The organism is Denitrobacterium sp. (assembly GCF_056180635.1).
The window spans coordinates 15551-38345 of the sequence record NZ_JAZZJS010000030.1; the positions used below are offsets into that span (position 1 = coordinate 15551).

Annotated in this window: 18 protein-coding genes; 8 read left to right on the forward strand and 10 right to left on the reverse strand. The window is 60.9% G+C overall.

Annotation, left to right across the window (positions count from 1 at the left end; all coding sequences use genetic code 11):
• Positions 1–42 precede the first annotated feature (42 nt).
• From AC04P6_RS02635 to AC04P6_RS02645, 3 genes are read right to left on the reverse strand one after another with little or no spacing between them, the layout of a single operon-like run.
• Positions 43–813, reverse strand: a complete 771-nt coding sequence (locus AC04P6_RS02635) for an energy-coupling factor transporter transmembrane component T family protein (RefSeq protein ID WP_475565037.1) — start codon at positions 811–813, stop codon at positions 43–45.
• Complete coding sequence (locus tag AC04P6_RS02640) at positions 810–2573, reverse strand: ABC transporter ATP-binding protein (protein ID WP_475565038.1); 1764 nt, start codon at positions 2571–2573, stop codon at positions 810–812. The genes AC04P6_RS02635 and AC04P6_RS02640 overlap by 4 nt, the downstream gene beginning before the upstream one ends.
• A gap of 42 nt (positions 2574–2615) precedes the next feature.
• Positions 2616–3218, reverse strand: coding sequence for a tryptophan transporter (locus AC04P6_RS02645; RefSeq protein ID WP_475565039.1), 603 nt, complete (start codon positions 3216–3218; stop codon positions 2616–2618).
• Positions 3219–3842: 624 nt separating this feature from the next.
• On the opposite strand from AC04P6_RS02645, the gene AC04P6_RS02650 reads away from it, so the two are divergent.
• Positions 3843–4793: a LysR family transcriptional regulator gene (locus AC04P6_RS02650; RefSeq protein WP_475565040.1), complete on the forward strand. Its 951-nt coding sequence runs from the start codon at positions 3843–3845 to the stop codon at positions 4791–4793.
• 20 nt (positions 4794–4813) lie between these two features.
• On the opposite strand, the gene AC04P6_RS02655 is transcribed toward AC04P6_RS02650, so the two are convergent.
• The 3 genes from AC04P6_RS02655 to AC04P6_RS02665 all read right to left on the reverse strand — a co-directional run bounded on the left by AC04P6_RS02655 (position 4814) and on the right by AC04P6_RS02665 (position 9074).
• Positions 4814–7504: a S8 family serine peptidase gene (locus AC04P6_RS02655; RefSeq protein WP_475565041.1), complete on the reverse strand. Its 2691-nt coding sequence runs from the start codon at positions 7502–7504 to the stop codon at positions 4814–4816.
• Positions 7505–7615: 111 nt separating this feature from the next.
• Positions 7616–7861, reverse strand: coding sequence for a hypothetical protein (locus AC04P6_RS02660; RefSeq protein WP_475565042.1), 246 nt, complete (start codon positions 7859–7861; stop codon positions 7616–7618).
• 37 nt (positions 7862–7898) lie between these two features.
• Positions 7899–9074, reverse strand: coding sequence for a MalY/PatB family protein (locus AC04P6_RS02665; protein WP_475565043.1), 1176 nt, complete (start codon positions 9072–9074; stop codon positions 7899–7901).
• 152 nt (positions 9075–9226) lie between these two features.
• On the opposite strand from AC04P6_RS02665, the gene AC04P6_RS02670 reads away from it, so the two are divergent.
• The 3 genes from AC04P6_RS02670 to AC04P6_RS02680 all read left to right on the forward strand — a co-directional run bounded on the left by AC04P6_RS02670 (position 9227) and on the right by AC04P6_RS02680 (position 14425).
• Positions 9227–10132: a LysR family transcriptional regulator gene (locus AC04P6_RS02670; RefSeq protein WP_475565044.1), complete on the forward strand. Its 906-nt coding sequence runs from the start codon at positions 9227–9229 to the stop codon at positions 10130–10132.
• Positions 10133–10249: 117 nt separating this feature from the next.
• Positions 10250–12475, forward strand: coding sequence for an oxidoreductase (locus AC04P6_RS02675; RefSeq protein ID WP_475565045.1), 2226 nt, complete (start codon positions 10250–10252; stop codon positions 12473–12475).
• Positions 12476–12643: 168 nt separating this feature from the next.
• A complete protein-coding gene (locus AC04P6_RS02680; RefSeq protein ID WP_475565046.1) occupies positions 12644–14425 on the forward strand; it encodes a sensor domain-containing diguanylate cyclase in 1782 nt (593 codons plus the stop codon).
• Positions 14426–14442: 17 nt separating this feature from the next.
• Here AC04P6_RS02680 and AC04P6_RS02685 read toward each other — a convergent pair whose 3' ends face one another.
• The 3 genes from AC04P6_RS02685 to AC04P6_RS02695 are packed head-to-tail and all read right to left on the reverse strand — an operon-like array spanning position 14443 to position 17330.
• Positions 14443–14655 (reverse strand): hypothetical protein, encoded by a 213-nt coding sequence (locus AC04P6_RS02685; protein ID WP_475565047.1) that lies wholly within the window; start codon positions 14653–14655, stop codon positions 14443–14445.
• Complete coding sequence (locus AC04P6_RS02690; RefSeq protein WP_475565048.1) at positions 14652–16178, reverse strand: Y-family DNA polymerase; 1527 nt, start codon at positions 16176–16178, stop codon at positions 14652–14654. Before AC04P6_RS02690 ends, AC04P6_RS02685 begins: the two co-directional genes overlap by 4 nt.
• Before the next feature lie 12 nt (positions 16179–16190).
• On the reverse strand, positions 16191–17330 hold the full coding sequence (locus AC04P6_RS02695) for a cation diffusion facilitator family transporter (RefSeq protein WP_475565049.1): 1140 nt from the start codon (positions 17328–17330) through the stop codon (positions 16191–16193).
• Positions 17331–17505: 175 nt separating this feature from the next.
• Between AC04P6_RS02695 and AC04P6_RS02700 the strand changes: the two genes are divergently transcribed.
• From AC04P6_RS02700 to AC04P6_RS02715, 4 genes are all read left to right on the forward strand, one after another.
• The gene (locus tag AC04P6_RS02700) at positions 17506–18735 is read left to right on the forward strand and encodes a cation diffusion facilitator family transporter (RefSeq protein WP_475565050.1); all 1230 of its coding nucleotides are present in this window, start codon (positions 17506–17508) and stop codon (positions 18733–18735) included.
• Positions 18736–18865: 130 nt separating this feature from the next.
• Positions 18866–19633: an NAD(+) synthase gene (gene nadE, locus AC04P6_RS02705; protein WP_475565051.1), complete on the forward strand. Its 768-nt coding sequence runs from the start codon at positions 18866–18868 to the stop codon at positions 19631–19633.
• 122 nt (positions 19634–19755) lie between these two features.
• On the forward strand, positions 19756–21468 hold the full coding sequence (locus AC04P6_RS02710) for an aminotransferase class I/II-fold pyridoxal phosphate-dependent enzyme (RefSeq protein WP_475565052.1): 1713 nt from the start codon (positions 19756–19758) through the stop codon (positions 21466–21468).
• 90 nt (positions 21469–21558) lie between these two features.
• A complete protein-coding gene (locus tag AC04P6_RS02715) occupies positions 21559–22206 on the forward strand; it encodes a class I SAM-dependent methyltransferase (RefSeq protein ID WP_475565053.1) in 648 nt (215 codons plus the stop codon).
• Between the two features lie 104 nt (positions 22207–22310).
• Here the strand turns inward: AC04P6_RS02715 and dtd are convergent, their stop codons facing one another.
• Positions 22311–22793 (reverse strand): D-aminoacyl-tRNA deacylase, encoded by a 483-nt coding sequence (dtd, locus tag AC04P6_RS02720; protein WP_475565054.1) that lies wholly within the window; start codon positions 22791–22793, stop codon positions 22311–22313.
• Positions 22794–22795 lie beyond the last annotated feature (2 nt).

Consider the following 22795-nt stretch of genomic DNA (forward strand, 5'->3'; position numbering starts at 1 on the left):
CGCAAGGCGAAGGCCCCTTTCCCACCGGAGAGGGGCCTTCGCTTACAGAAGGACAGCCAAGATGATGGAGGCCGCCAGCAGCGCCAGCACGAGCGCGAAGGCGGCGATATCCGCCCCGGTCATGGGATACTGGCGATATCCCGAAGCGCGCGTGCGCAAATTGAACCCTCGTACCTCGGCGGCGATAGCCGCGCTATTGGTCTTGCGCACGGAACTCACCAGCAGCGGCACGCACAGGGGCACCATGAGGCGAACCTTGTTCACGATTCCGCCCGCGTCGAACTCAACGCCACGCGCGGTCTGCGCCTCCATGATGTCGCGCATATCGTTCAAGAACACGGGAATGAAATGCACCGTGGAAGAGAAGGTGAACGCATAGCGATACGGCACGTGCAGCACCTTCACCGCAGCATTGGTGAGGTCGGTGATCTTCGTCACGTAGAAGGTCAGGAACAAGGGGATCGCTGCAGCTTCCAAGCGCAGGACGGTCGTAGCCGCCGCGCGAGCACCCTCCGAGCCAACGCTGCCCCACGGTAGCGGCAGCAGATCGATGCCACCAGGCACGGTAAGCAACTGAATGACGGCCAGAATGGCGGAAAAGACGAGCACCGCCTTCATGAGCCCCGTCGTGGGCTTCAGCATGCCGCAACTTGCAGCCATCGCCAAGCCGGCCGCTAGCATAGCCACGAGGAAGGGCAGGTTCGACGTGCAGAAGCAAGCTACGGCGAAGACGATCGCTCCCAGGAACTTGGTTACGGGATTGAGCCTGTGCAGCAGCGAATCGCCGGGCACGTATTCCAGAAATCCCCTCATCGTGCGCTCCTTTCGCCATCGAGCGTACATGCGGGCACGCTCCTAGCGCCCTCCCGCAGCATGCCCGCAAGCACGCCGGTCATGTCATCGAGCGTATTGGCATGGGCAATGCGCGTTTGCGCCAGGTCGTCGCGCCTGGAGGAAAGCTCCAGCGAAAGCTCGACGATTTGCGGCGGTACCATGCTCGCCTGGTGCATAACGTCCGTTGCACGCAGCATCGAAAACGTCGGCCCCTCGCCCACCACGCGTCCTTCGTGCATGACGATTACGCGGTCGGCGAAATCGGCCACCACTTCCATGTCGTGACACACCATGATGACGGTGGTTCCCGCCTGATGCAGGCGTCGGATGATGCCCATGACCTTTTCGCATTCGCGCCAATCGAGACCGGTTGTAGGCTCATCCAGGATAATCACGGGCACCTCGAGCACCACGATGGAAGCAAGCGCGAGCAGCTGCCTTGTCCCGCGATTCAGGAGGAACGGGTCGTCGTTGGGGTTGAAGCCGAATTCCTCGATGATGGCATCCACGCGAGCAGCCGCGTCCGCCGCGTCCATCTTCAGAGCGCGAAACCCGAACAGCAGCTCCTCGCGCACCGTGGGGCAGCAGATTTGCCGGTCGGGGTTCTGGAAGAGGAAACCCACGCGACGCGCGAGCTCGCTCGTTCGCAATTGCGTCGTGGAAACGCCTTCGATGAGCACCTCGCCCCTATCAGGCTTCAGCAGGCCATTCGCCAAGCGCATCGTGGTCGACTTGCCCGCCCCGTTCGTGCCGGCAAACGCCACGAACTCGCCCTCGTGCACGGCGAAATCGACACCGCGCAGGATGGGGACGCCCGCATCATACGACGCGTGAACGTCCCTGAATTCCAGAATCGCACGACCAGGCTCCTTCGCCTCGTGCACTTCCTCCAGCACAACCGCCGATTCCGGCCCCTGCTGCGGCACCGCCCCGACAAGTGCGTCGCACGCCTCGGGCACGTTGCGGCACACCGGGAACCCCAAGCGCCCCATGAGCGTAGTGGCACGCGGACAATTAACGCCCAGTTCCAGCAGCTCTTCGGCATGCTCGAGCACACGTTCGGGAGCATCAGCGCAAACCACGTGCCCCGATTCCATGATCACCAGCAAGTCGGCAAACTGCGAAAGGAGCGCAATCTTCTGCTCTACCACGATAACGGTTGTGCCATGCTCGCGCGCATAGCGCTCCAGCAACTCGAAGACCTGCAGCGAGCTGGCGGGGTCGAGCTCGGCAGTGGGCTCGTCGAGCACGAGCACGCGCGGCTTGAGCGCGAGAATCGAGGCAATGGCCACCTTCTGCTTCTGGCCACCCGAAAGGCTCGCGATGCTACGGTCGCGCAAGTCGGAAATACCCATATCGGCAAGCGCTTCCGTTACGCGCTCCTCGATCTCGTCGTGCGAAACGCCAAAGTTCTCGAGGCCATAGAGAATCTCGTCCTCGACGATGGAAGACACCATCTGCGAATCGATGTCCTGGCACACGCTTCCCACCACGCGGGAAATGTCGGTAAGAGAGGCTTCGCACGTATCCAAGCCCTCCACCTGCACCGACCCATAGAAATCACCGGGATAGCAGTGCGGAATGATGCCGTTGAGCGCATACGTGAGCGTGCTTTTGCCGCAGCCCGCCGGGCCGGTGATGCCCACGAAAGCGCCGGTGGGAATGCGCAGGTTCACGCCGCTAACCGTAGGCTCACTGCCCTCGCGATACACGAACGAGAAATCGCTGATCTGAATCATGGGGTAATCCTCTCGTGGGGCTAGATGCAACCCATCGGCTGGCTATTTCTTCAGCACCTTGCGCATGATGGGAACGAGCACCTGGTTCAGAATCGCGTTGAACGTTGCCGTGCCCAGCACGATGACCGCATACGCCCCAACGGCAGCGGCAAACGTGGTCGTGCTGCTGGGATTGTTCACCACGTTGATGTAGATGGCCATAAGGGCGAAGGCGCCACCCGATACGACCGTGGAGAGGAACGTGTTCACGATGGGGTTAACGTCGAGCTTGCCACCGATGCGCATGGGAACCTTGATGAGCAGGCCGCATACCAACGCGCCCAGCACCTCGGAAACGATGTTCAGGCCCGGGGTGGCGTTGAGCATGGGCAGCTGGCAGATCAGGCCCGCGATAAGGCCGATTACCACAGCCTGCCCCACCTTGGGGCGCGTAAGAATGATTGCCAGGCAATACATGGCGATGATGAAATTCGGCTTCATGCCGAACGAGGCAAGCATCGAGCCAACGGTGAGCTTGAGCACGGCGCCAGCCGCCAGCAACACGGCGATGAGGATAAGGTCCTGCGTGCCCAGCCCCCTCTTCGCCTGGGCTTCAACGGCTACGGTGCGCTTCTGGCCTGCGGGAGTTGCGTTTACTTCGGACATGATCGTTCCTTTCTTCTATGGCCATGCGTACCATGGCCGGTAACCGGTTCGAACGTCTCGAAGTCGTTTTCGCGCAAATTAAAATGGCCTGCCCTTCAAAGCTCCGGCTGGAGCCTCAAAGGGCAGGCCATTCAACCTGCGGTGCCACCTTTGTTTGGTTTCCCAGGGAAACCCACTCGTGAACATGCCATCACATGCTCTGCCTCTAACGCGGGCTCACGGTCCAGATACTCGGCCCATGCAGGCCTTTCCCCTTTCCCTCGGCGATCCATTTACCAGCTGGCGTACTGCGGGGATTCCAGCATCCCCCGCTCTCTGTGAGTGCCCGGTTGGCTTGATCTTCGCCTCAACGGTTTCGAGCTATTCGATTGAAACGAAGTGTATCCGCGCCCCATAGAAGATGTCAAGACGTTTTTTAGGGTAATCCGCTTAACGGATTTTGAGAGACATTTGCGAGCCATTCCACCCGTATTTCGGGCAATACGTAGCTTTCGAATGGGCATAGCGCTATGATGCCACGCAGTGGTGATTCCATTGCGGAATGAAACATCGAGGCACAAGAGGGAGATGCCGCTGATGCGCCACGCATATTCGGGCAAGGGAGGCCCGAATGGGAGGGAAAGTATGAGAATTGAATATCTGAGGGAATACGTCGAGTTATGCAATCGACTCAACTTCAATAGCACGGCCGATGCGCTGCATATAAGCCAATCGGCGCTCAGCAAACACATAAAGGCACTCGAAAGCGACGTGGGAGCATCGTTATTCGAGCGCGACAAGCACCACGTCTGGCTTACCGCGGAAGGGGAAATCTTCCTCGCGCCTGCGAAGAACATCGTCGACCTGTACGGAAACGCGCAGCAATTTTTCGCGAGCGAACGCCAGAACAGCAAACGGCTCCTCATTGGGGGCACCATCGATTCTGCCGGCCTATACACCTGGATTGCCGGCATCTGCAGCGAACTGCATCGCGGACACCCCGACTTCAAACCCCACTTCATCCCCACCGAGGCAACCTCGCCCGTCATGCAGGTCGCAAACGGCGAGGTAGATTGTGCGGTCATGCATTACGACCCGCGCCACTACAACGAGGAAGTCGCCGACACCCTCGCGTCGCGCCACCTGTTCAACACGCCCATAATGGCCGTCGTCGACGAGAGCAACCCTCTCGCGCGAAAAGAGGCGCTCACGGCAAACGATTTGCAGAACAGCTCGATCATCCACATGGTGGGCGCACGCACGAACTCTGGCTGGAACGGAATACGCAAGATGCTTGGCGTAAACGGCGTGAAATACACCACACGCGACGTGCAGGTCTATTCGTCGTTCGACATCGGTGGCATTCGCATCGATTCGAGCGTGCTCCTTCTGCCCGAGCACGAAATCGACCGCCACATGATGGCGAACCCGCATGTTGCCGTCGTACCGCTGCAACTCGAGCACGCCGTGATGTCAACCGACCTAGTCTATCGCGCCGACAATCCCAGCAAGATGCTCACCCTGCTCATTGAGCATATGCTGCAAACGCCCTTCCGGTACATCAGCACGGAAAGACGCAGCCTAGCCTTCGCGTAACGCGTACAGCGCACGCGATGCTAGCCAGCCGCAAGCGCGTACCAGGCAATGCCCTCGGCGCTCCAGCCCACGCGTACGAGCGCATTGTTCTCGCTGAGGCTCGTAGTGAAATTATGCGCGCCCGCAAGGGCATTGGGATTGTATTGCCTGTACACGGGCACGTCGCCCTCATCGGCGCCATACCAGCCAATGCCCTCGTAGTTCCATCCCTCGCGCACGAGCATATCGCGCTCGCTAGCGGTTGTCGTGTAATGATGGTCGCCGGCGTTCGGGTTGTACAAACGATACACCGGCGTGGGAGACAGCGCGGGGGCTACCCACCCCACGCCTTCATAGGTCCAGCCCGCCTTCACCACATCGTTGCGCTCGGAGATGCTCTCCGTATAGAAGTGCTCGCCCGAATTGGGATTGTACAGGCGATACATCGCCGCCTGGGCATATGCCACGGTTAGCGTTCCGTACGTGGTGGTTATGCGATACCCCGACTCGGGCGTGCCATCGTTCAGCTCATAGGTGAACGCGTTTTCACATGAGCCAACCTCGGTCTGCGAGGCGCTGAACGAATACGATGCGCCGTCGCCGTCGGCCCACCCATCGCCCGACACCGTTATCGTCTGGGAGGAAAGGGGCGCGCCATCATACGTTTTGCGCGCGCTCGCGCTGGTGAGCGCAAGGATACGCGGAGCCACCGCAAAGGAAATGGTAACGGGAGACGCTTCGTAATCGGAATCATCGGCATAGGACACAACGACATCGACCGTGCCGCCACCCGTAGGCACAACCATGCCATCATCCCCCACCGTGGCAACCGATTCATCCGAGCTCGCATACGCCACCGAAGCATCATCGGGCATGTTCGAAAGCACGAGCGAGGCGCCGCCCTCACCATACTTGAGCTGCGTCGTGCTCGCTTCCACCGTGATGGGATACGCAGCCTTCGTAATCTGGAATTCAAGGGACTGCGTTCCGCCATACGCTCCCTTGCCCGACACGACAACCGTCGCCGTACCAGCATGCACATTGGAGGCATACGAAAGCTCGTAGTCGACGCCTTGCTGCAGCACGGTACCGTCGACCGCCGTAACCACAACAGACGGCTCGCACGCGCTTCCAGAATAGGCAACGCTCGCATACTCAAGGGTGGCTTCGCAGTACGCCACGTCCTTTTCCAGCAAGGCCAACGCCGCAACCGCATCCACCATGCCGTACCCGTATTCGCGATCCCAGCCATCATCGCCCAAGTCGTACGCCGACGCCTCTAGCAGGTATTCCACATCGTCGGGCGTAAGCGAAGGGTCCTTAGCGAAAAGCAGGGCGGCGATACCCGCCACCAAGGGCGAAGCTTGCGACGTACCCGAAAGGTTTCCGTACGTACCATTCTTTTTCGTGCTGTAGATATTCGACCCAGGCGCAGCAAGGTCCTTCGTGCGATTCGAAGACTCCTGCGTGACGCCCTCCTCGTTATAGTTGGACGATGCGCTCCGGGGAAACGCGGTCTCCTCCGTATTCGTTGCCGCAACGCCCGGATACAGCGCCGCGTTCGTAACGTTGATAACGCTCAGGCAATCATCGTAATCACCTGGGTATTCGGCGCAGGGAACATGCAGCCCGTTCCCCTCGTTTCCTGCCGCGCATACCGTGAGGATGCCCTCGTCGCGTGCAGCCGACACAGCCTGGCAAAATGCATCGTTCGACCAATCGTAATCCGCGCTAACCGCCATGCCGACGCTGAAATTCATGACGCGTATATCGAATTCCACGCGATGGTCCATGATGTAGTCCATGGCGCGCGTAAGCGATTCGGCGGTCGCTTTATTGGCGGAGTCGAAAATCCGTATAGCCACGATTCCCACATTGTACGAAGCGCCCGCGATGCCAGTCGCGTTGTTCGCAACGCCCGACACGATGCCCGCCACGTGCGTTCCGTGACTGACCGAGCTCACATCGCTCGCCGCGCCCTCGGTATCGCTGGAAGCATCGTATACAGCGACGATGTTTGCAGCAAGGTCCTCGTGATCCGCCTCGATGCCCGTATCCAGAATCGCAACGCTCACATGCTCATCGGCAACGCTGTCGTTGCTATTGTCGCAACGCGCAATATCCCACGCTTCGGGGAGATTGACGGCGTCGAGAGCCCACTGCCTGCCCACCTCCGAATCGTTAACTTGGGTAGACTGCGCTTCCAACGACCCACCGGGTTGCGCAAAAAGGCCAGCGCTATCTGAATCAACGACGCCTTCGTCATCGGGCATCTGAAACACCCAGTTGGGCTGCGCCGAAACGACGCGCTCATCGTTTTCCAGCTCGGCGATAGCCTGGGCAACCGTTATGCCATCCTCCACGCGCAGCGTAACCACCGGGTCGACGCTATGCTCGCACGAAAGCGTGGCATCGTCGAGCGACCCCATCACGACATCGTCGCTGGCAAGCGCAGCGTCTTTCAACGTCGAAGCCGCATCGACAACAGCTTCGACGTCTGCTTGGGAAATACCATTCTTGAATTGGACGAGTACTTCGCCCGCCTCGTATGCATCGCCTTCGTCTCCGGCGCTCAGCCCCGTAGCGTCCTCGGCGGCCTGCACCGAAAGGACGTTCCCCAACACCGTATCGCCATCGGGTGCAGCGGATACGGTTACAACCCCAAACGCGGAAGCGGGAATGCATGCCAGGGATAAAACAGCGGCGAAAAACGCCGACGCACAAGCCCTCATGACAGCTCCTGCATCCTAATTTGTATACAACCTGGGATTATTGTAGCAAATGGGAGTGAAGAAGATTTCCGCTTGGTTCGTCGGGAGACAAAATAACCGGCTCGCCCCACGCTAGCAGGAAGCGCTCGCGGGCAACTTCGACCAGCGAAGGACGCACGACGGCGAGCGCATGCGCGCCCCCTCGGGCAGCAGCACGTTGTCGATCCCCTGCTTATCAAAGCCATCAGGCGTGCGGACCCAGATGCCAGGGGCGATGACGCCCGCCGCGGGTACGCCATTTTCACGCAAGTACGCAAGCTCCGACTCGAGCCAACGAGTCTTTCCCGACTGGAAATCCGCCGTGAGAATAAACAGCATTACAGCTCCTAACGAATCATTCGGGGTGGGGCCCCACCTACGACTTAGCAACCGCATCGGTAAGCTGCGAAAGCGCACGTTGCACCGTTGCGCGTTGCGTAGCCAGATTCAGGCGAATGAATCCGTCGCCCTCGGGACCGAACATATCACCCAAATCAAGCCAGAGGCCGGCATCCTCCTCGACGAACTTGCGCAGCCCTTCGCCACGCAACCCCAACGCATTGCAATCGACCCACGCGAGATACGTGCTTTCGGCGGGAACAAGATGCAGGTTAGGGGCATGAGCATGCAGATGCTCTTCCACGAGCGTCCAATTGCCCTCGAGGTAGGCCTTCAATTGACCGAGCCAGACCGCCTCATGGCGATAACATGCCTCGGCGGCAACGAGGCCGAGCACATTGGGTCGATACGTTCCCGCGGCATGCATGGCACGGACGAAGCGAAGTCGCAGGTCGGGGTTAGGGATGATGATATTGGACGCTTCCAGCCCCGCGAGGTTGAAGGTCTTGCTGGGCGCGGTGCAAACCACGCAGCGCTCCGCAACCTCTTCGCCAAGCGTGGCGAAAACGGTATGCACATACCCGGGACGGAAGAAATCCATGTGGATCTCGTCAGACACGACAATCATGTCGTGACGCAGCGCAATTTCTGCAATGCGTTCCAACTCGGCACGCGTCCACAAGCGCCCTGCAGGGTTATGGGGATTGCACAGCAGAAAAAGCTTCGCGCCGCTTTCTTGCACGACCTCCTCGAAGGCGTCGAAGTCGATGCGGTACGCACCTTGCTCGTACAGGAGAGGCGCATTCGCCACGCGACGCCCGTTCTTCTCGACAACCGACGTGAAGGGATAGTACACGGGACGCTGGATGAGCACGGCATCACCAGGCTGCGTAAACGCGCATACAGCTGTGGCCAGGGAATACACAACACCGGGCACAGTAACGACCCACTTGGGCAACACGCGCCAATCGTAGCGGGCCATCCACTGCGTCACCGCTTCGAAATAGCCATCCCATGGGTCGGTATACCCGAACACGCCATGCTCCACGCGCTCATGCAGCGCCTGCACCGCAGCAGGCGGCGCCTTGAAGTCCATATCGGCCACCCACATGGGCAGAAGGCCCTCGCGCTTGCCGAACCGCTTCGCCGCATCATACTTCAGCGAATGCGTTCCCACGCGATTAACCGGCGCATCGAAGTCATACCGTTCCATGGCTACCTCCAAAGCAAGCATTTCTTGCTTTTGTACAGCATAAACGGGTTACGTGCATGCGAGTGTGCCCATCACCTCCGAAACGGCACGAATGCCGCAGCCAGAGGAAGCGGGGCCCATGGTACAATCCCCCGCGTGAGAGAGGGAGTCTTATGAACAGCAACCAGCTTCAATGGTTTTGCAAGGCATACGAAACGAAGTCCTTCGCCAAGGCGGCCGAGGCCACCTTCGTATCGCGCCAAGCATTCGGAAAAGCCATCAAGAGCATGGAAGAGGAACTGGGATGCGCGCTTTTTCAGCGCAACGAGCATGGCGTAGTGCCCACGGAAGCGGCAAAGCGCATCTACCCTATCGCCCTAAGCTGCATCGGGGACATCGAGAGCATTCGCACCATCTGCGATGAGCACGCGCTCTGCACCCGCACCCCCATCCGCATCGCCATCGCCGACGGCGTCGTGGAATCGATGGACGATGGCTTCTTCGACGAGCTGGAACGCAAGAATCCCGCCTGCGAGATTTCCATCGAGAAGCACTTCTACACCCGTTGCATCGAGTACCTGCGCGACGGGAAGGCCGACTTCGCCATCGCGCCCGGCCCGCTGCAATCGGAGCAGTTCGACTCCATCCCGCTCGCCCGCGAGCAGGTGTACGTGGCCGCCACGCCAGAAACCGTCCGCTTCCCCATCAGCGAGGCCACGCTCGAGAACCTGGCAACGCTCCCCTACTTCTCGGTGGGCAACGGAGAACGCGCGATGCTGGGTCTCGACAGGGTATTCGAGGAACACGGGCTTGCCATCAAGCGCGTCGACCAATACACGGAATTCGGCATCGTGATGCAAAAGGCGCACACGGGAGCCGCCGCAGCGCTCGTGCCCGAAAGCATGCTGGCGCGCCTGGGAAACGGCATGACGCTCATACCCATCCCCACATCGATCACTGCCTGGGAGCTGCACTGCTTCTGGCCGCAGCACGCTTCGTCAAGCGCGCGCAAGGGCATCGTAAGCTTCATGCAAGCCTACTCAGCTTTGCACGTTTCCCCAGATGCTAAGGCAGTGTAAACCATCGGTTTCACCCCTGCATAGAACCTGTTCTTCTCCATCTGCGCACTCCTTTGGTTGAATGATGCGCAACGGGACCCCAATGGGAGGTGGGTCCGCTTTCGCAAGGAGGAGCATATGGGAACTCAGGGTATCTCTCGCCGCGGATTCTTCAAGGGCGCCATGGTGAGCGCCATTGGAGCGGGCGTCGCAGGCGCAAGCCTGGCAGGCTGCAGCAGCCCCAAGCAGGCATCGACGGCCCCCTCCGCCGGCACCGCTGGCGCAGGCGCCGCGAGCGACGTTATCGCCGCAGCCCAGCTGAACCCGCAGGATTACAACTATCGCGATAACACCACCGACTTCAAGACACTGTTCAGCAGCTGGAAGCTCGGTTCCGTCGAAATCGGCAACCGCATGTGCAAGTCGGCCGCCGGTTCGGCAACCTACCTGGCTGGCTACACCGAGGAGCTGTACCAGTACTACGTCAATTTCGCCAAGGGCGGCGTGGAGATGATCTGGGTCGAAGGCGAAGCCATCACCCTCCCCAAAGATGGCAGCCCCATTTCGGCGGAAGTGACCGACTTTTTCAAGAAACTCTCGGCGGAATGCGCTAACTACGGCGCTCATCTGGGATTCCAGTGGGCTCCCATGGGCATGGACATCACCGATATGCCCGTCGAGACCATTCAGGCCATCGAGGATAGCGGCGCAGCGCTGGCCAAGCAGCTGAAGGACATGGGCTTCGTGGCCATCGAGATCAACACCGCTGGCTTCAACCAGGGCCATCGCTTCCTCTCGCGCTTCTACAACAAGCGCACCGACCAGTATGGCGCCAGCAGCATCGAGAACCGTGCACGCTTTGACGCGGAGTGCATCCAGAAGATCCATGCCGCCGCGGGCGACGACTTCGCCGTGCAGATCCTGATGGAATGCGTAGAGGAAAACGACAACCTCACGAACGACTGCACGCTCATGACGCTGGACAACGCCGTCACCGAGCCGCACAACTCCGCAACCACCATCGAAGAGGGCATTGCGCTGGCCAAGGCCCTGGAAGCGGCAGGCGCCGACTCGTTCCACCTGCGCCTGGGCCCGCTGGGCAACCATCCCTGCCAGTTCGGCAGCGACCTGTACTTCCTGTTGAACGGCGTAGAAGGCGCCACGGGCTACGGCACGCAGTGGGATTTCAGCAAGCACTGGGGCGGAAAGCTCATCGGCAACCACAGTGGCGCGGGCATGCTGATTGACATCGCCGCCATGTACAAGAAGGAGCTGAAGGCTCCCGTGGGCTGCGTAACCTACATGGACCCCGCCCATGCGCCCAACTTCTTCGAAGAGGCGCTGGCCGACGGCAAGCTCGACTTCTACATGATGAACCGACCCCTCACGGTGGACACCGAATACGTGAACAAGCTGCGCGAAGGCCGCGTTGACGAAATCGCCCCCTGCACGCGCTGCCTGCACTGCCATTCCGGCAGCAACGAAATGAACGCCATGATGAGCTACTGCCGCGTGAACGCCCTCACCCAGCGCGTCATGCGCGCAGGCGGCCCCTCCACCTACGAGCTGCCCGAAGCCGGCAGCAAGAAGAAGGTCATGGTCGTGGGCGCCGGCCCTGCCGGCATGGAAGCCGCTCGCGTCGCAGCGCTGCGCGGTCACGATGTAACGTTGTTCGAAAAGAAGAGCGCCATGGGCGGCTCCCTCCAGTTCGCCCACAACGTCAAGGGCGAACACGAGAACCTGGAAGACCTCATCGCCTACCTGAAGCGCCAGTGCGAAATCGCGGGCGTGACGGTGAAGACCGGCGTAGAAGTCACCTCCGACACCATCGGCCAGGAAAGCCCCGACGCCCTTATCATCGCCACGGGCGGCGTACGCCCCTCGCTCGACGTGGCTGGCGCCACCGTCATCGAGCTGGAAGACTTCCTTTCCGCCGACATGGGCGATAACGTGGTGGTGTACGGTTCCAGCGCGCAGGCGTTCGACACGGCGCTGTGGCTCACCGTTCACAAGAAGAAGGTCAACATCGTTACGCCGAACGGCAACGACGCGCTCGACATGCAGCAGAGCCAGCATGCCCATCGCTTCATGACCACGGCGCTGTACAGCCTGGGCGTGAAAGCCTGGCCCGAAAGCACCATCAAGGGCGCTGCCGACGGCAAGCTCACCATTTCCTCCGCCATCGCCGGCGTTGACGTAGAGCTCGACTGCGACGCGATCATCAACGTGAGCGACATGGCCCCCAACGAGGACATTTCCGCGGGGACGGGCGTTTCCGAGGTGTACACCGTGGGCGATGCAGCCGCCCCGTTCAACATCGCGAAAGCCATTCAGGCCGGTAACGACGCAGGACGCGCCATCTAGCCTCCCCTCCCCTTTGCGCGACGGGTGGTCCACCCCTCGCCACTCGTCGCATCTAATCGCCGCTATGCTATTTTGCCCTCGCACTATTGGCATAGCGGCGATTATAATTACCATGATGCGCTACGACGGCGCAGACGCACCAGTGGTTTTGAAAGGATGCGTTGCGCATTGAAGCTTTACCAATTCATCTACCAAGACGATGAAACGCTTCGAAACGACCTCGAGGCTCTCCGAGCAGACAAGGACGCCATTCCCGGCTCCACTGTGTTCTTCAACATCTGCTCGTGCGCGACCGATTTCTCGCATCTCACGCATGTGGCGGAAGCGATCAAAAGCGAATTCCCCGACGCTCCCTACGTGGGCGCCTCCACCAATAGCAACATCGTGGACGGCGAAAACGTTCCCAACAGCACCACCATCGGCTGCTACTTGTTCGAAGACGAGCGCTCGTACGTGAGCGTGGGCCAGCTTTCCTTCGACGATTCGAACGGAAGCGAAGTGGGCGAAGCCATCGTGAAAGCCGTTTCAGACTTCACATACGTGCGCACCATAGAGCTTTTCACCACGCTCGAGCTAAGCTCGCTTACGAAGCTCTGCGATAAGCTGAGCGAGCTGAGCCCCTCGATTCACCTAGTGGGCGGCGGCGCGTTCTTCCCCATGATCAACAAGGCCGATGCGCGGGTCATCTCTTCCGAAGGGCCCTGCTCCGACGGGGCAATCGCCTACGCCATCATCGGCGGGCCACGCGTGCACGTAACGTCGCTCTTCATTTCCGGCTGGAAGCCGCTGGGGCGCGAACTGCAGGTTACCAAGTCGCACGAGAACGTCTTGCACGAACTCGATGGCAAGCCCGCAGTCGAGGCATACCATCATTACCTGCACGCCGAAAACGACGAGCACTTCCTCACCAACATCCGGGCGTTCCCGTTGGCGTTCCAACGCGACGGCGTGTACATCACGCGCGAGCCCGTGTTCACCACGCCCGATGGCTCGCTCATTCTCACCTGCGACATCAGCCATGCGCGTACCATGCGCATCGCCTACGGCGACCCCGAGGCCATCCTGCGCGACGCACGCGAGGCGGCCACGGTTATCAGGAAATTCAAACCCGAGGCCATCCTGGCCGTATCATGCGCATCGCGCCACGTCTTCTGGGGCGACGAAATCGCCTTGGAAACGCGCCCCTTCCAGGAAGTGGCGCCTACGTTCGGCATGTATTCCGCTTCGGAATTCATCCGTACGGGCACGACGGTCAACCAGAACAACGTATCGCTCGTCATCCTGGCCATACGCGAGGGCAAGGCAACCGACCATGTTCCCTACGCCAACCAGGTAGGCGATTCGCAGATTCGCATGGGCAACACGCCCACGTTGCGCCTGGCCACGTTTATCCAGGCGGTTACCGACGAACTGGAAGAGGCAAATCGCAAGCTCGACATCATGGCGCGCATCGACTCGCTCACGGGCCTCTACAATCGCGGCGAGATCGAACGACGCATCGAGGTGGCCGTTCAGGGCCTGCCCGCCGTGGGCGGATTCTCCAGAGCCGATACGTTCGACACCTCGCTCATCATGCTCGACATCGACGATTTCAAGATCGCAAACGACACATATGGACACAAGGCGGGCGATAGCATCCTGAAGGAACTGGGAAACACCCTGCGCAGGCTTTCGCGCGCCTACCCACTCGAAGGCGTTGCCGGACGCTGGGGCGGCGAGGAGTTCATGCTCCTGCTGGGCGATTGCAACGCCGACGCAGCCGCACGCGTAGCCGAGGTCATCCGCCAGAAGTTCAGCGAAATCGATGTCGAAGGCGTTTCGTCGCAGAGCATCAGCCTGGGCGTGACGCAGGTACGTCGCGGCGAAAGCACCGACGACGTGCTACGCCGCGTGGATAACGCCCTCTACGCCGCAAAGGCGCAGGGTAAGAATCGCATAGTGGTGTTCTAGGGGGGCATTGCGTAACGCTAATGCGCCTGAGACGTTTCCTCGATTATCTCGGTGAAGCCGGAAAGGGCCGCAAACGGCGCGAACTGCGCACCCCTCTCTTCGCGCGGCATGGGCTTGCGCGCGCGCGAAACGGGGCGAGGCGCATTGATGATATCGCCATAGAGCGCCATGGCGGACATTTCGTCCATGACGGCTTGCACCTGCTCGTTGCTTAGGTTGCGATCGCTCATGCGCGGTGACCCCCAATCTGCTGATTGCGCTGGATGGTAGTGGCGCCCTCTTTCAGATCCATGCCCTTGAGCACGGCATTCTTCCCAAAACGACGACGGGCGGCCAGAATGGCCTTCTGCATGCGATGCTCCTGCGCGAGCTTCGCGCTTTCGCGTTCCGCGCGCTCGCGCTGCACCGCCGGGTCCTCCAAGAGCGACAGCTGCTCCCCCGCTTCGTTTTCCCGCTCGCGGAGCGCATGCAGCTCGCGAGGAAGCACGTTGCAAGCCGTTACGTTTAGACGGCGCACGAGCAGGCTGCGGTCGACGATTTCCTCGAAGAGGCGCATGACGGCCCCCACGATAAGGCGCGACGAAGACGTGCTGCGCGGAAGCGCCGCCGTGCCATGCGCATGACGCGGCACGCTGCGACCATACCAATCGACGGACGCATCGAGGTGCGCGGCACTCCCTTCGGGCGACGTGATATTCGAAACGTCGTAGCCGACGGTAATGGTGAGCTGGCTGCACACCAGGCCCGAATCAACGAGGTCAAGCGAGAGCTGATCGGCCATTTCGCGCATGACCAAACGCGCTTCGGCCCATTCATAGGGCCTGTTCAGCACCTGACCAGAACCAAGGCTGTTCGCCTTTGGACGATACGACTTGATGTCGGCCATCGTGCAGGGCTCGTAACCCCATGCGTGGTCGATAAGCAATTCCGCGTTCTTGCCGAAAAGCTTGTAGAGCAAATCCTCATTGCGTCGCTGCTGCGGCGAGCCCAGGGAACAGCGGGCGATATCGCCCATGGTATGCATGCCATTCGCGGCGAGCTTGCTCGCATAGCCACGCCCCACGCGCCAGAAATCGGTGATGGGCTTATGCGCCCACAACCTGCGACGATAGCTATCCTCGTCGAGTTGGGCAATGCGCGCGCCATGCTCGTTGGGCTGCGCATGCTTGGCCACGATATCCATGGCCACCTTGGCAAGGTACAAGTTCGACCCAATGCCGCACGTTGCCGTGATGCCCGTTTCCTCGAGCACTTCGGCAAGGAGCGTCTCGGCAAACGCGCGCGGCGTAGCATGGCGCGTTCGCAAATAGCCCGTGATATCGATGAACACCTCGTCGATGGAGTACACGTGCACGTCTTCGGGGGAAACATGGCGCAGGTAGATATCGTAGATTTCCGCAGATCGCTTCAAGTAGAGCGCCATCTGCGGCGTTGCAGCCACGAAATCGACCTCGAGCGCAGGATTATTTCGAAGTTCGGACGCATAAATGGACGAGCCTTCCAGCATACCGCCCGCCGCATGACGACGCATCGCGTTCACCTGGCGCAAGCGCTCCTTCACTTCGAACAGACGCGCACGGCCCGAAATGCCCAGCGCTTTCAGGGAAGGCGAAACGGCCAGGCAGATGGTTTTGTCGGTGCGCTCCACATCGGCCACCACCAAGTTCGCGTTGAGCGGGTCGAGCCCGCGTTGCGCGCATTCCACGCTGGCGTAGAACGACTTGAGGTCGATGGCTAAATAGGTGCGCTCCATAGGCAAAGCCCGTTAATCGCTGATATCGGAATCGAGCGTGGCGTTGAATTCGTATTCGGGGAACTGGCGGTGAAGCTCGCGGCATACGCCATCGACGACTGCGGCGCGGTCGGGGGCATCGAAGCCCACCACGACATCGAACTGAACGGTTTTGCGTTCTTCGTTCACGTAGAAGCCGTGCGTTTGCAGAATATTGCGGTCGTTGTTGGCCAGGCGCATAAGCGCGAGGAAGATATCGGCCTGCTCGCCCGAACGCTGGGTATTCGTAGAGTAAATGCCCACGGTATGGAGCATGACATCGCACTGCTCCATAACGGCATCTTGGATCTTGCGCGTCATGGCGTCGATCTGCACGGCGGTGAGCGTGTCATCGACTTCGACATGCACGCTGCCGAAGTAGCGGTTGGGGCCGTAATCGTTCAAGACAAGGTCGTACGCACCATGCACGCCGGGCACCGTCATGACGGCAGCACGAACGTTCTGGGCGAGGCTGGCGTCGATGCGGCCACCCAGGATTTTGGCGATGGCCTCGCGGAGGATATCGACACCCGCTTTGATGATGAAACCGGCGATGATAAGGCCGAGCCACGCTTCAAGTGCGATGCCGAAGAAGATGTAGATGACCGCCGCCACGAGCGTGGAGGCGGAAATGATGGCGTCCATAAGGGCGTCGGTGCCGCTTGCGCGCAAGGAACCCGAGTTCAGGGCCTTGCCGCGGGCAATTACGTACCTGCCAAGCACGAGCTTGGCCACCACGGCCACGGAAACCACGATGAGCGTGATGGCCTCGTAAGTGGCTTCTTCGGGGTTGATGATGCGCCAGAGCGATTCGCGCGCGGCTTCCACGCCGGCAAACGCCACAACGATGCCGATGGCGATGGTGGTGAGGTATTCGCCACGCCCATGCCCGAACGGATGCGAGGCATCGGCGGGGCGCGATGCGAGCTTGGTGCCCACGATGGTGACCACGGAGGAAAAGGCATCGGAGAGGTTGTTCACGGCGTCGAGCGTGATGGCGATGGAGTTAGAGAGCGCACCCACGGCGGCCTTGAAGGCGGCGAGCAGGATGTTCGCAACGATTCCTACGATGCTGACGCGAACGATGCCCGCATCGCGCTCCTGCATGCTGAGCGCCTGATTTTCTTCGGGCATACCCCCTCCTTTCCGTGCACACGGCGAAGTATACACGAACATTTGTACTATGTGAAGCGCCAAGCGCTGCGTATCGGTTTTCAAAAGATAAACGATATGAGCAGGCTTTCGCACGCAAATCGGCACCTGCGCATTCATCTGCTATTCTAGAGCAAACATCGAGATGGAGATACGCATGAACGCAAAGCAACCTTCGGAAGGCGATCGAATACACACGGCCAGCGCGCTGGGAAACACGCCCGAACACTGGGTGAGCACCGCCGCGGCCGAAACCGCCCACACCTCCGCAAGGGAGGAACCCGAAGAGGAAGAGCAAGTTTACATTCACGGCGACCTCGACGAGGAAGACGACAGCATCGACGACAACGTTGCCGACACCGACTCCATCGCCATGCGCCGCCATCGCGCGCGCAAGAGGGCGAAGCCCCTCTCCCCCGCCGAACAGCTAAAACGCAATCGCACCGTTATCTCCGCCGTGGCCGCGGGCGTAATCGTGTCCATCATCAAGTTCGTTACCGCAGCCTTCACTGGCTCGGTGGCCATGTTTTCCGAAGGCGTGCATTCTCTCGTAGACGCCGCGAACGACTCGCTCATGCTCGTGGGCGCGCGCGGCTCGAAACGCGAACCCGACCTGGAGCATCCGTTCGGATACGGGCGTGTCCTGTACTTCTACACGTTCATCGTGTCGGTGGTCATTCTGCTCTTCGGCGGCGGCTTCACCATCATGCAGGGCATCGCCGCGCTGCAGTCGCCCGAAACGGGCGTGGAAAACCCCATCGTGGCCATCGTCGTGCTCCTGGTGGGCACCGCCATCGAAAGCGTGTCGCTCTCCATCGCATTTCGCGAGGTGAACCAAGCACGTGGTGACGACACCCTGCTGGAGTACATCCGCGCGTCGAAGGCGCCCACCAGCTTCACCGTGCTGCTGGAAGACACTGCCGCCGTGCTGGGCATGCTGTTCGCGCTCGCTGGCATCGTGGCAACCATGCTCACGGGCAACGGCGCATACGACGCCATCGCGTCCATCATGATTGGCGCCCTTATGGCCATCTTCGCCGTCGTGCTCGTGCGCGAAACGTCAAGCCTGCTCATCGGCGAAGGCCTCGACCGCGACGAGATCGAGGACATCGTGTTCATCGTCGAGGAAGACCCCGCCGTCATCAAATGCGGCCGCGTGCTTTCCATGTACATGGGCCCGAAGGACATGGTGCTGAACCTGGACGTGACGTTCGACGACGAGCTCGACGAAGGCGACATCCTACAGGCCATCGACCGCGTGGAAGCCGAAATCGTAGACGACTACCCGCAGTGCTCCGCCATCTTCATCGAAGTGGAATCGCTGAACCAGGTGTACCGCCAACGCGCCGACCGCGCCCTCGCCTTCCAGGAAGCCGAAGAAGACTAGCCCCGCCGGCGGTCTCAGCGCGCATCCCTTCGGGGCACCGCCCCATCTGGGGATAATTACGAACGCGTAAACAATCGCGACGCGCCTTGCGCGAGCCCTATACTGGTACGAGGCGACAGAAAGGACCCGCATGCTGAACGACCCCAACGCAACGCTCGAAGCCCTCACCAGCTGGATTAGCGATTACTTCGCCGAAAACGGCCCCTCCGCGCACGCCGTGGTGGGCATCTCCGGCGGAAAGGATTCGAGCGTCGTGGCAGCACTGTGCGCACGCGCCCTGGGCCCCGAACGCGTTGTGGGCGTGCTCATGCCCAATGGCGAGCAAGCCGATATCGACGACGCGCGCGAACTCGTTCAGCATCTGGGCATCCGCCACATCTGCGTGGACATCTCGGGCGCCACCGCCGCACTCTCGAGCGCGCTCATCGCGGCCGAGGGCTTCGCGGAGGCAACGCACGAAAACGCCGGCCTTTCGCGCGACACACGCATCAACCTACCCGCGCGCATACGCATGACGACGCTCTACGCCGTGGCGCAAAGTCTGCCAGAGGGCGGGCGCGTGGCGAACACCTGCAACCGCAGCGAAGACTTCGTGGGCTACTCCACGAAGTACGGCGACGCCGCCGGCGACTTCAGCCCACTCGCCAACATCCTCGTGGAAGAGGTTCGACAGCTAGGCCACAAGCTCAAGCTCCCCGATCATCTCATTCAGAAAGCTCCAAGCGATGGGCTTTCCGGTCAAACCGACGAGGACAAGCTTGGCTTCACGTATGCCACGCTCGACCGCTACATCACCACGGGCACATGCGACAGCCCGGAAACGAAGGCGCGCATCGACCAGCTGCACGCCATGAACTTGCACAAGCTGCGGCCCATGCCCGCCTTCCCGCTGCAATAGGTTCCACGCAAGGCCCCGTAACCGCACGGGGCCTTTATTGAACTATTTTGAACTCGTTGCTTTCATGCAGGCCAGGGCGGTGGTAAGCTTTGGATATTGAACTTCCGGAGCTAGGAGGCACCATGGGAAAGCAAACGTTCGCGGATCGGTTGGTGCTGGCGATGGACCAGCGCGGCCTCAAGCAGATCGATTTGGTTCATATCGCGGGAAAACGCGGAGTTAAACTCGGAAAAAGCCAGGTGAGCCAGTACATTAGCGGCAAAACGATACCGCGCGTCGGCGTTATGGAGTTCCTTGCCGACACATTGGGCGTCTCGAAGGAATGGCTCGCTGATGGAACGCCCATCCCCGTAGCCAAAACCGTTGAACCCGCAGCTCCAAGCGCCGCTCCGAAAGTTGAACCAGTAGCGCAGAACACCCATTTCTCCAGCTCCACCGCCCAAGCGTCGGCAGCGCCCTCGGTTGCAGCCGAAAATGCACCGGTTGCACGACCCGCCGCAGCGCCCGCCGCGCCTGCGCAGCCTGGGTTCTCCGCCGCCGCAACGGCAGCAGCCGCCCGCGCCGCAGCACCCCACACCGCACCCCAGCCCGCAATCGCCACTCCCCTGGAGGCCCGACCCATGCGCACCTTCGCCAAATCTTCCAAGCTCGACCACGTTCTGTATGACGTGCGTGGCCCCGTAGTCGACGAGGCTAACCGCATGGAAGACGCGGGCACGCAGGTTCTGAAGCTCAACATCGGCAACCCGGCTACCTTCGGCTTCCGCACCCCCGACGAAGTCATCTACGACATGCGTCGCCAACTTACCGACTGCGAAGGCTACTCCGCCAGCCGCGGCCTCTTCAGCGCGCGCAAGGCCATCATGCAGTACTCGCAAATCAAAGGCCTGCCTAACGTGACGATGGACGACATCTACACGGGCAACGGCGTAAGCGAGCTCATCAACATCTGCATGTCGGCGCTGCTCGATTCCGGCGACGAGATTCTCATCCCCTCGCCCGACTACCCGCTGTGGACGGCCTGCGCCACGCTGGCCGGCGGCACGCCCGTGCACTACGTGTGCGACGAGCAGGCCGAGTGGTACCCCGACATGGACGACATCCGCTCGAAGATCACGAGCCGCACGAAGGCCATCGTCATCATCAACCCGAACAACCCCACCGGCGCGCTCTACCCGCGCGAGGTGCTGCAGGAAATCGTCGACATCGCGCGCGAGCATCAGCTCATCATCTTCAGCGACGAGATCTACGACCGCCTGGTCATGGATGGCGAAGAGCACATCTCCATCGCCAGCATGGCGCCCGACCTCTTCTGCGTCACCTTCAGCGGCCTTTCCAAATCGCACATGATTGCGGGCTTCCGCATCGGCTGGATGGTGCTTTCCGGCAACAAGCGCATCGCACGCGACTACATCCTGGGCCTGAACATGCTCTCGAACATGCGCCTATGCAGCAACGTGCCCGCGCAGTCCATCGTGCAGACGGCACTCTGGGGCCACCAAAGCGTGCAGGATTACATCGTTCCCGGCGGCCGCATCTGGGAGCAGCGCGAATTCGTGTACAACGCCCTGAAGGACATCCCCGGTATTTCCGTAGTAAAGCCCAAGGCGGCCTTCTACATCTTCCCGAAGATCGACACCGCGCGCTTCAACATCACCGACGACGTGCAGTTCGCGCTCGACCTGCTGCGCGAGAAGAAGATCCTCATCGTGCAGGGCACTGGCTTCAATTGGGAACAGCCCGACCACTTCCGCATCGTGTATTTGCCGCGCGTGGAAGTTTTGGGCGACGCCATGGAGAAACTCGCCGACTTCCTGATGTACTATCGCCAGTAGGAAATTACGCGAGCGTCGCGAAGGGCGCACCCGCGCATCGAACGCGAAGGCCGGACTGCACGGCACGTCCGGCACGGAAAGGATGTTGCCATGAAGAAGAGCGCATCGAATGTACCCGCCGATGCGAAAGCAGGAAACCCCGGCCACCCCGAAGGCGAAGCCGGCCGCGCCATGCTACAGCGCATGAACGAAAGCCATGGCGAACTCACGAACTGGGCTCTCGGGTTCCTGGAATTCCAGAATGGATACGAAGTGCTCGACGTGGGCTGCGGAGGCGGCGCCACGATGCAGCGCCTGGCGCGCCGTTTCGCGGGCGGTCACGTGCATGGCATCGACCATTCCCGGGAAGCCGTTGCCCTGGCGCGCGAAACGAACGCTAAGACCATCGAGGCGGGGCGCATGAGCGTGCAGCGTGCGTCGGTCGAGCGCCTGCCGTTCGACGGCAACTCCATCGACGTCGCGGTAAGCGTGGAAAGCCTGTACTTCTGGCCCAGGCCCGATGAGGGGCTAGGAGAAATCTGCCGCGTGCTGCGCCACGGCGGACAGCTACTCATCGCGCTCGAAGCGTACGAGAACGGCGACCTTCCGGAATCGGTGCAGCGCAATGCCGAGGCATTCAACCTGTTCCTGCCCACGCTTGGCGAGCTGCGCTGCCTCCTACGCGAAGCCGGGTTCGACAGTGTCGACATCTGCACGCTTCCCGACACGCTCTGGCTCGCGGCGATCGCCACGAAATAGCACCGCGCACAACGCACCATGAAGCCCACCCCGCATCGCCGCGAGGTGGGCTTTTCGACAGTCGTAGACGTACGGTGCCGCAGCGCCGCACACCAGCTAAGACGCTAGAGTTCGTCGGTATCGAGCCAGATGGTGAACGGGCCGCTGTTCTCGATGGACACGTGCATATCGGCGCCGAATTCACCCACCGCGATGGAGCCCAGGTCGTTCAACGCAAGCTGGCAGAACCGGCGGTAGAGCTCGCGCGCTTCCTGCGGCTTGCCGGCGTCGGTGAAGCTGGGGCGGTTGCCGCGCTTGCAATTCGCGTACAGCGTGAACTGCGAGACGACGAGCACTTCCCCACTCACGTCGGCCAACGAGAGGTTGGTCTTGCCTGCTTCGTCGTCGAAGATGCGCAGGCGGGAAATCTTGCGCCACAGACGCTCGGCCTCTTCGATGCCATCGTTCGCCCCAACGCCCAGAAACACCACCAGGCCACGGGATATCGTGCGATTGGGACTTCCCTCTATAATGCCCTCAAACGTGCCCTCAGAGCCGTCCTGAATGGCCACAGAGGCGCTCGTAACGCGTTGAATAAGCGCTCGCATAC

Bases quoted from the DNA above. Each gene is read 5' to 3' on its own strand.
- AC04P6_RS02635 (WP_475565037.1), bottom strand. From the start codon at position 813: ATGAGGGGATTTCTGGAATACGTGCCCGGCGATTCGCTGCTGCACAGG.
- AC04P6_RS02640 (WP_475565038.1), bottom strand. From the start codon at position 2,573: ATGATTCAGATCAGCGATTTCTCGTTCGTGTATCGCGAGGGCAGTGAG.
- AC04P6_RS02645 (WP_475565039.1), bottom strand. From the start codon at position 3,218: ATGTCCGAAGTAAACGCAACTCCCGCAGGCCAGAAGCGCACCGTAGCC.
- AC04P6_RS02650 (WP_475565040.1), top strand. From the start codon at position 3,843: ATGAGAATTGAATATCTGAGGGAATACGTCGAGTTATGCAATCGACTC.
- AC04P6_RS02655 (WP_475565041.1), bottom strand. From the start codon at position 7,504: ATGAGGGCTTGTGCGTCGGCGTTTTTCGCCGCTGTTTTATCCCTGGCA.
- AC04P6_RS02660 (WP_475565042.1), bottom strand. From the start codon at position 7,861: ATGCTGTTTATTCTCACGGCGGATTTCCAGTCGGGAAAGACTCGTTGG.
- AC04P6_RS02665 (WP_475565043.1), bottom strand. From the start codon at position 9,074: ATGGAACGGTATGACTTCGATGCGCCGGTTAATCGCGTGGGAACGCAT.
- AC04P6_RS02670 (WP_475565044.1), top strand. From the start codon at position 9,227: ATGAACAGCAACCAGCTTCAATGGTTTTGCAAGGCATACGAAACGAAG.
- AC04P6_RS02675 (WP_475565045.1), top strand. From the start codon at position 10,250: ATGGGAACTCAGGGTATCTCTCGCCGCGGATTCTTCAAGGGCGCCATG.
- AC04P6_RS02685 (WP_475565047.1), bottom strand. From the start codon at position 14,655: ATGAGCGATCGCAACCTAAGCAACGAGCAGGTGCAAGCCGTCATGGAC.
- AC04P6_RS02690 (WP_475565048.1), bottom strand. From the start codon at position 16,178: ATGGAGCGCACCTATTTAGCCATCGACCTCAAGTCGTTCTACGCCAGC.
- AC04P6_RS02695 (WP_475565049.1), bottom strand. From the start codon at position 17,330: ATGCCCGAAGAAAATCAGGCGCTCAGCATGCAGGAGCGCGATGCGGGC.
- AC04P6_RS02700 (WP_475565050.1), top strand. From the start codon at position 17,506: ATGAACGCAAAGCAACCTTCGGAAGGCGATCGAATACACACGGCCAGC.
- nadE (WP_475565051.1), top strand. From the start codon at position 18,866: ATGCTGAACGACCCCAACGCAACGCTCGAAGCCCTCACCAGCTGGATT.
- AC04P6_RS02710 (WP_475565052.1), top strand. From the start codon at position 19,756: ATGGGAAAGCAAACGTTCGCGGATCGGTTGGTGCTGGCGATGGACCAG.
- AC04P6_RS02715 (WP_475565053.1), top strand. From the start codon at position 21,559: ATGAAGAAGAGCGCATCGAATGTACCCGCCGATGCGAAAGCAGGAAAC.
- dtd (WP_475565054.1), bottom strand. From the start codon at position 22,793: ATGCGAGCGCTTATTCAACGCGTTACGAGCGCCTCTGTGGCCATTCAG.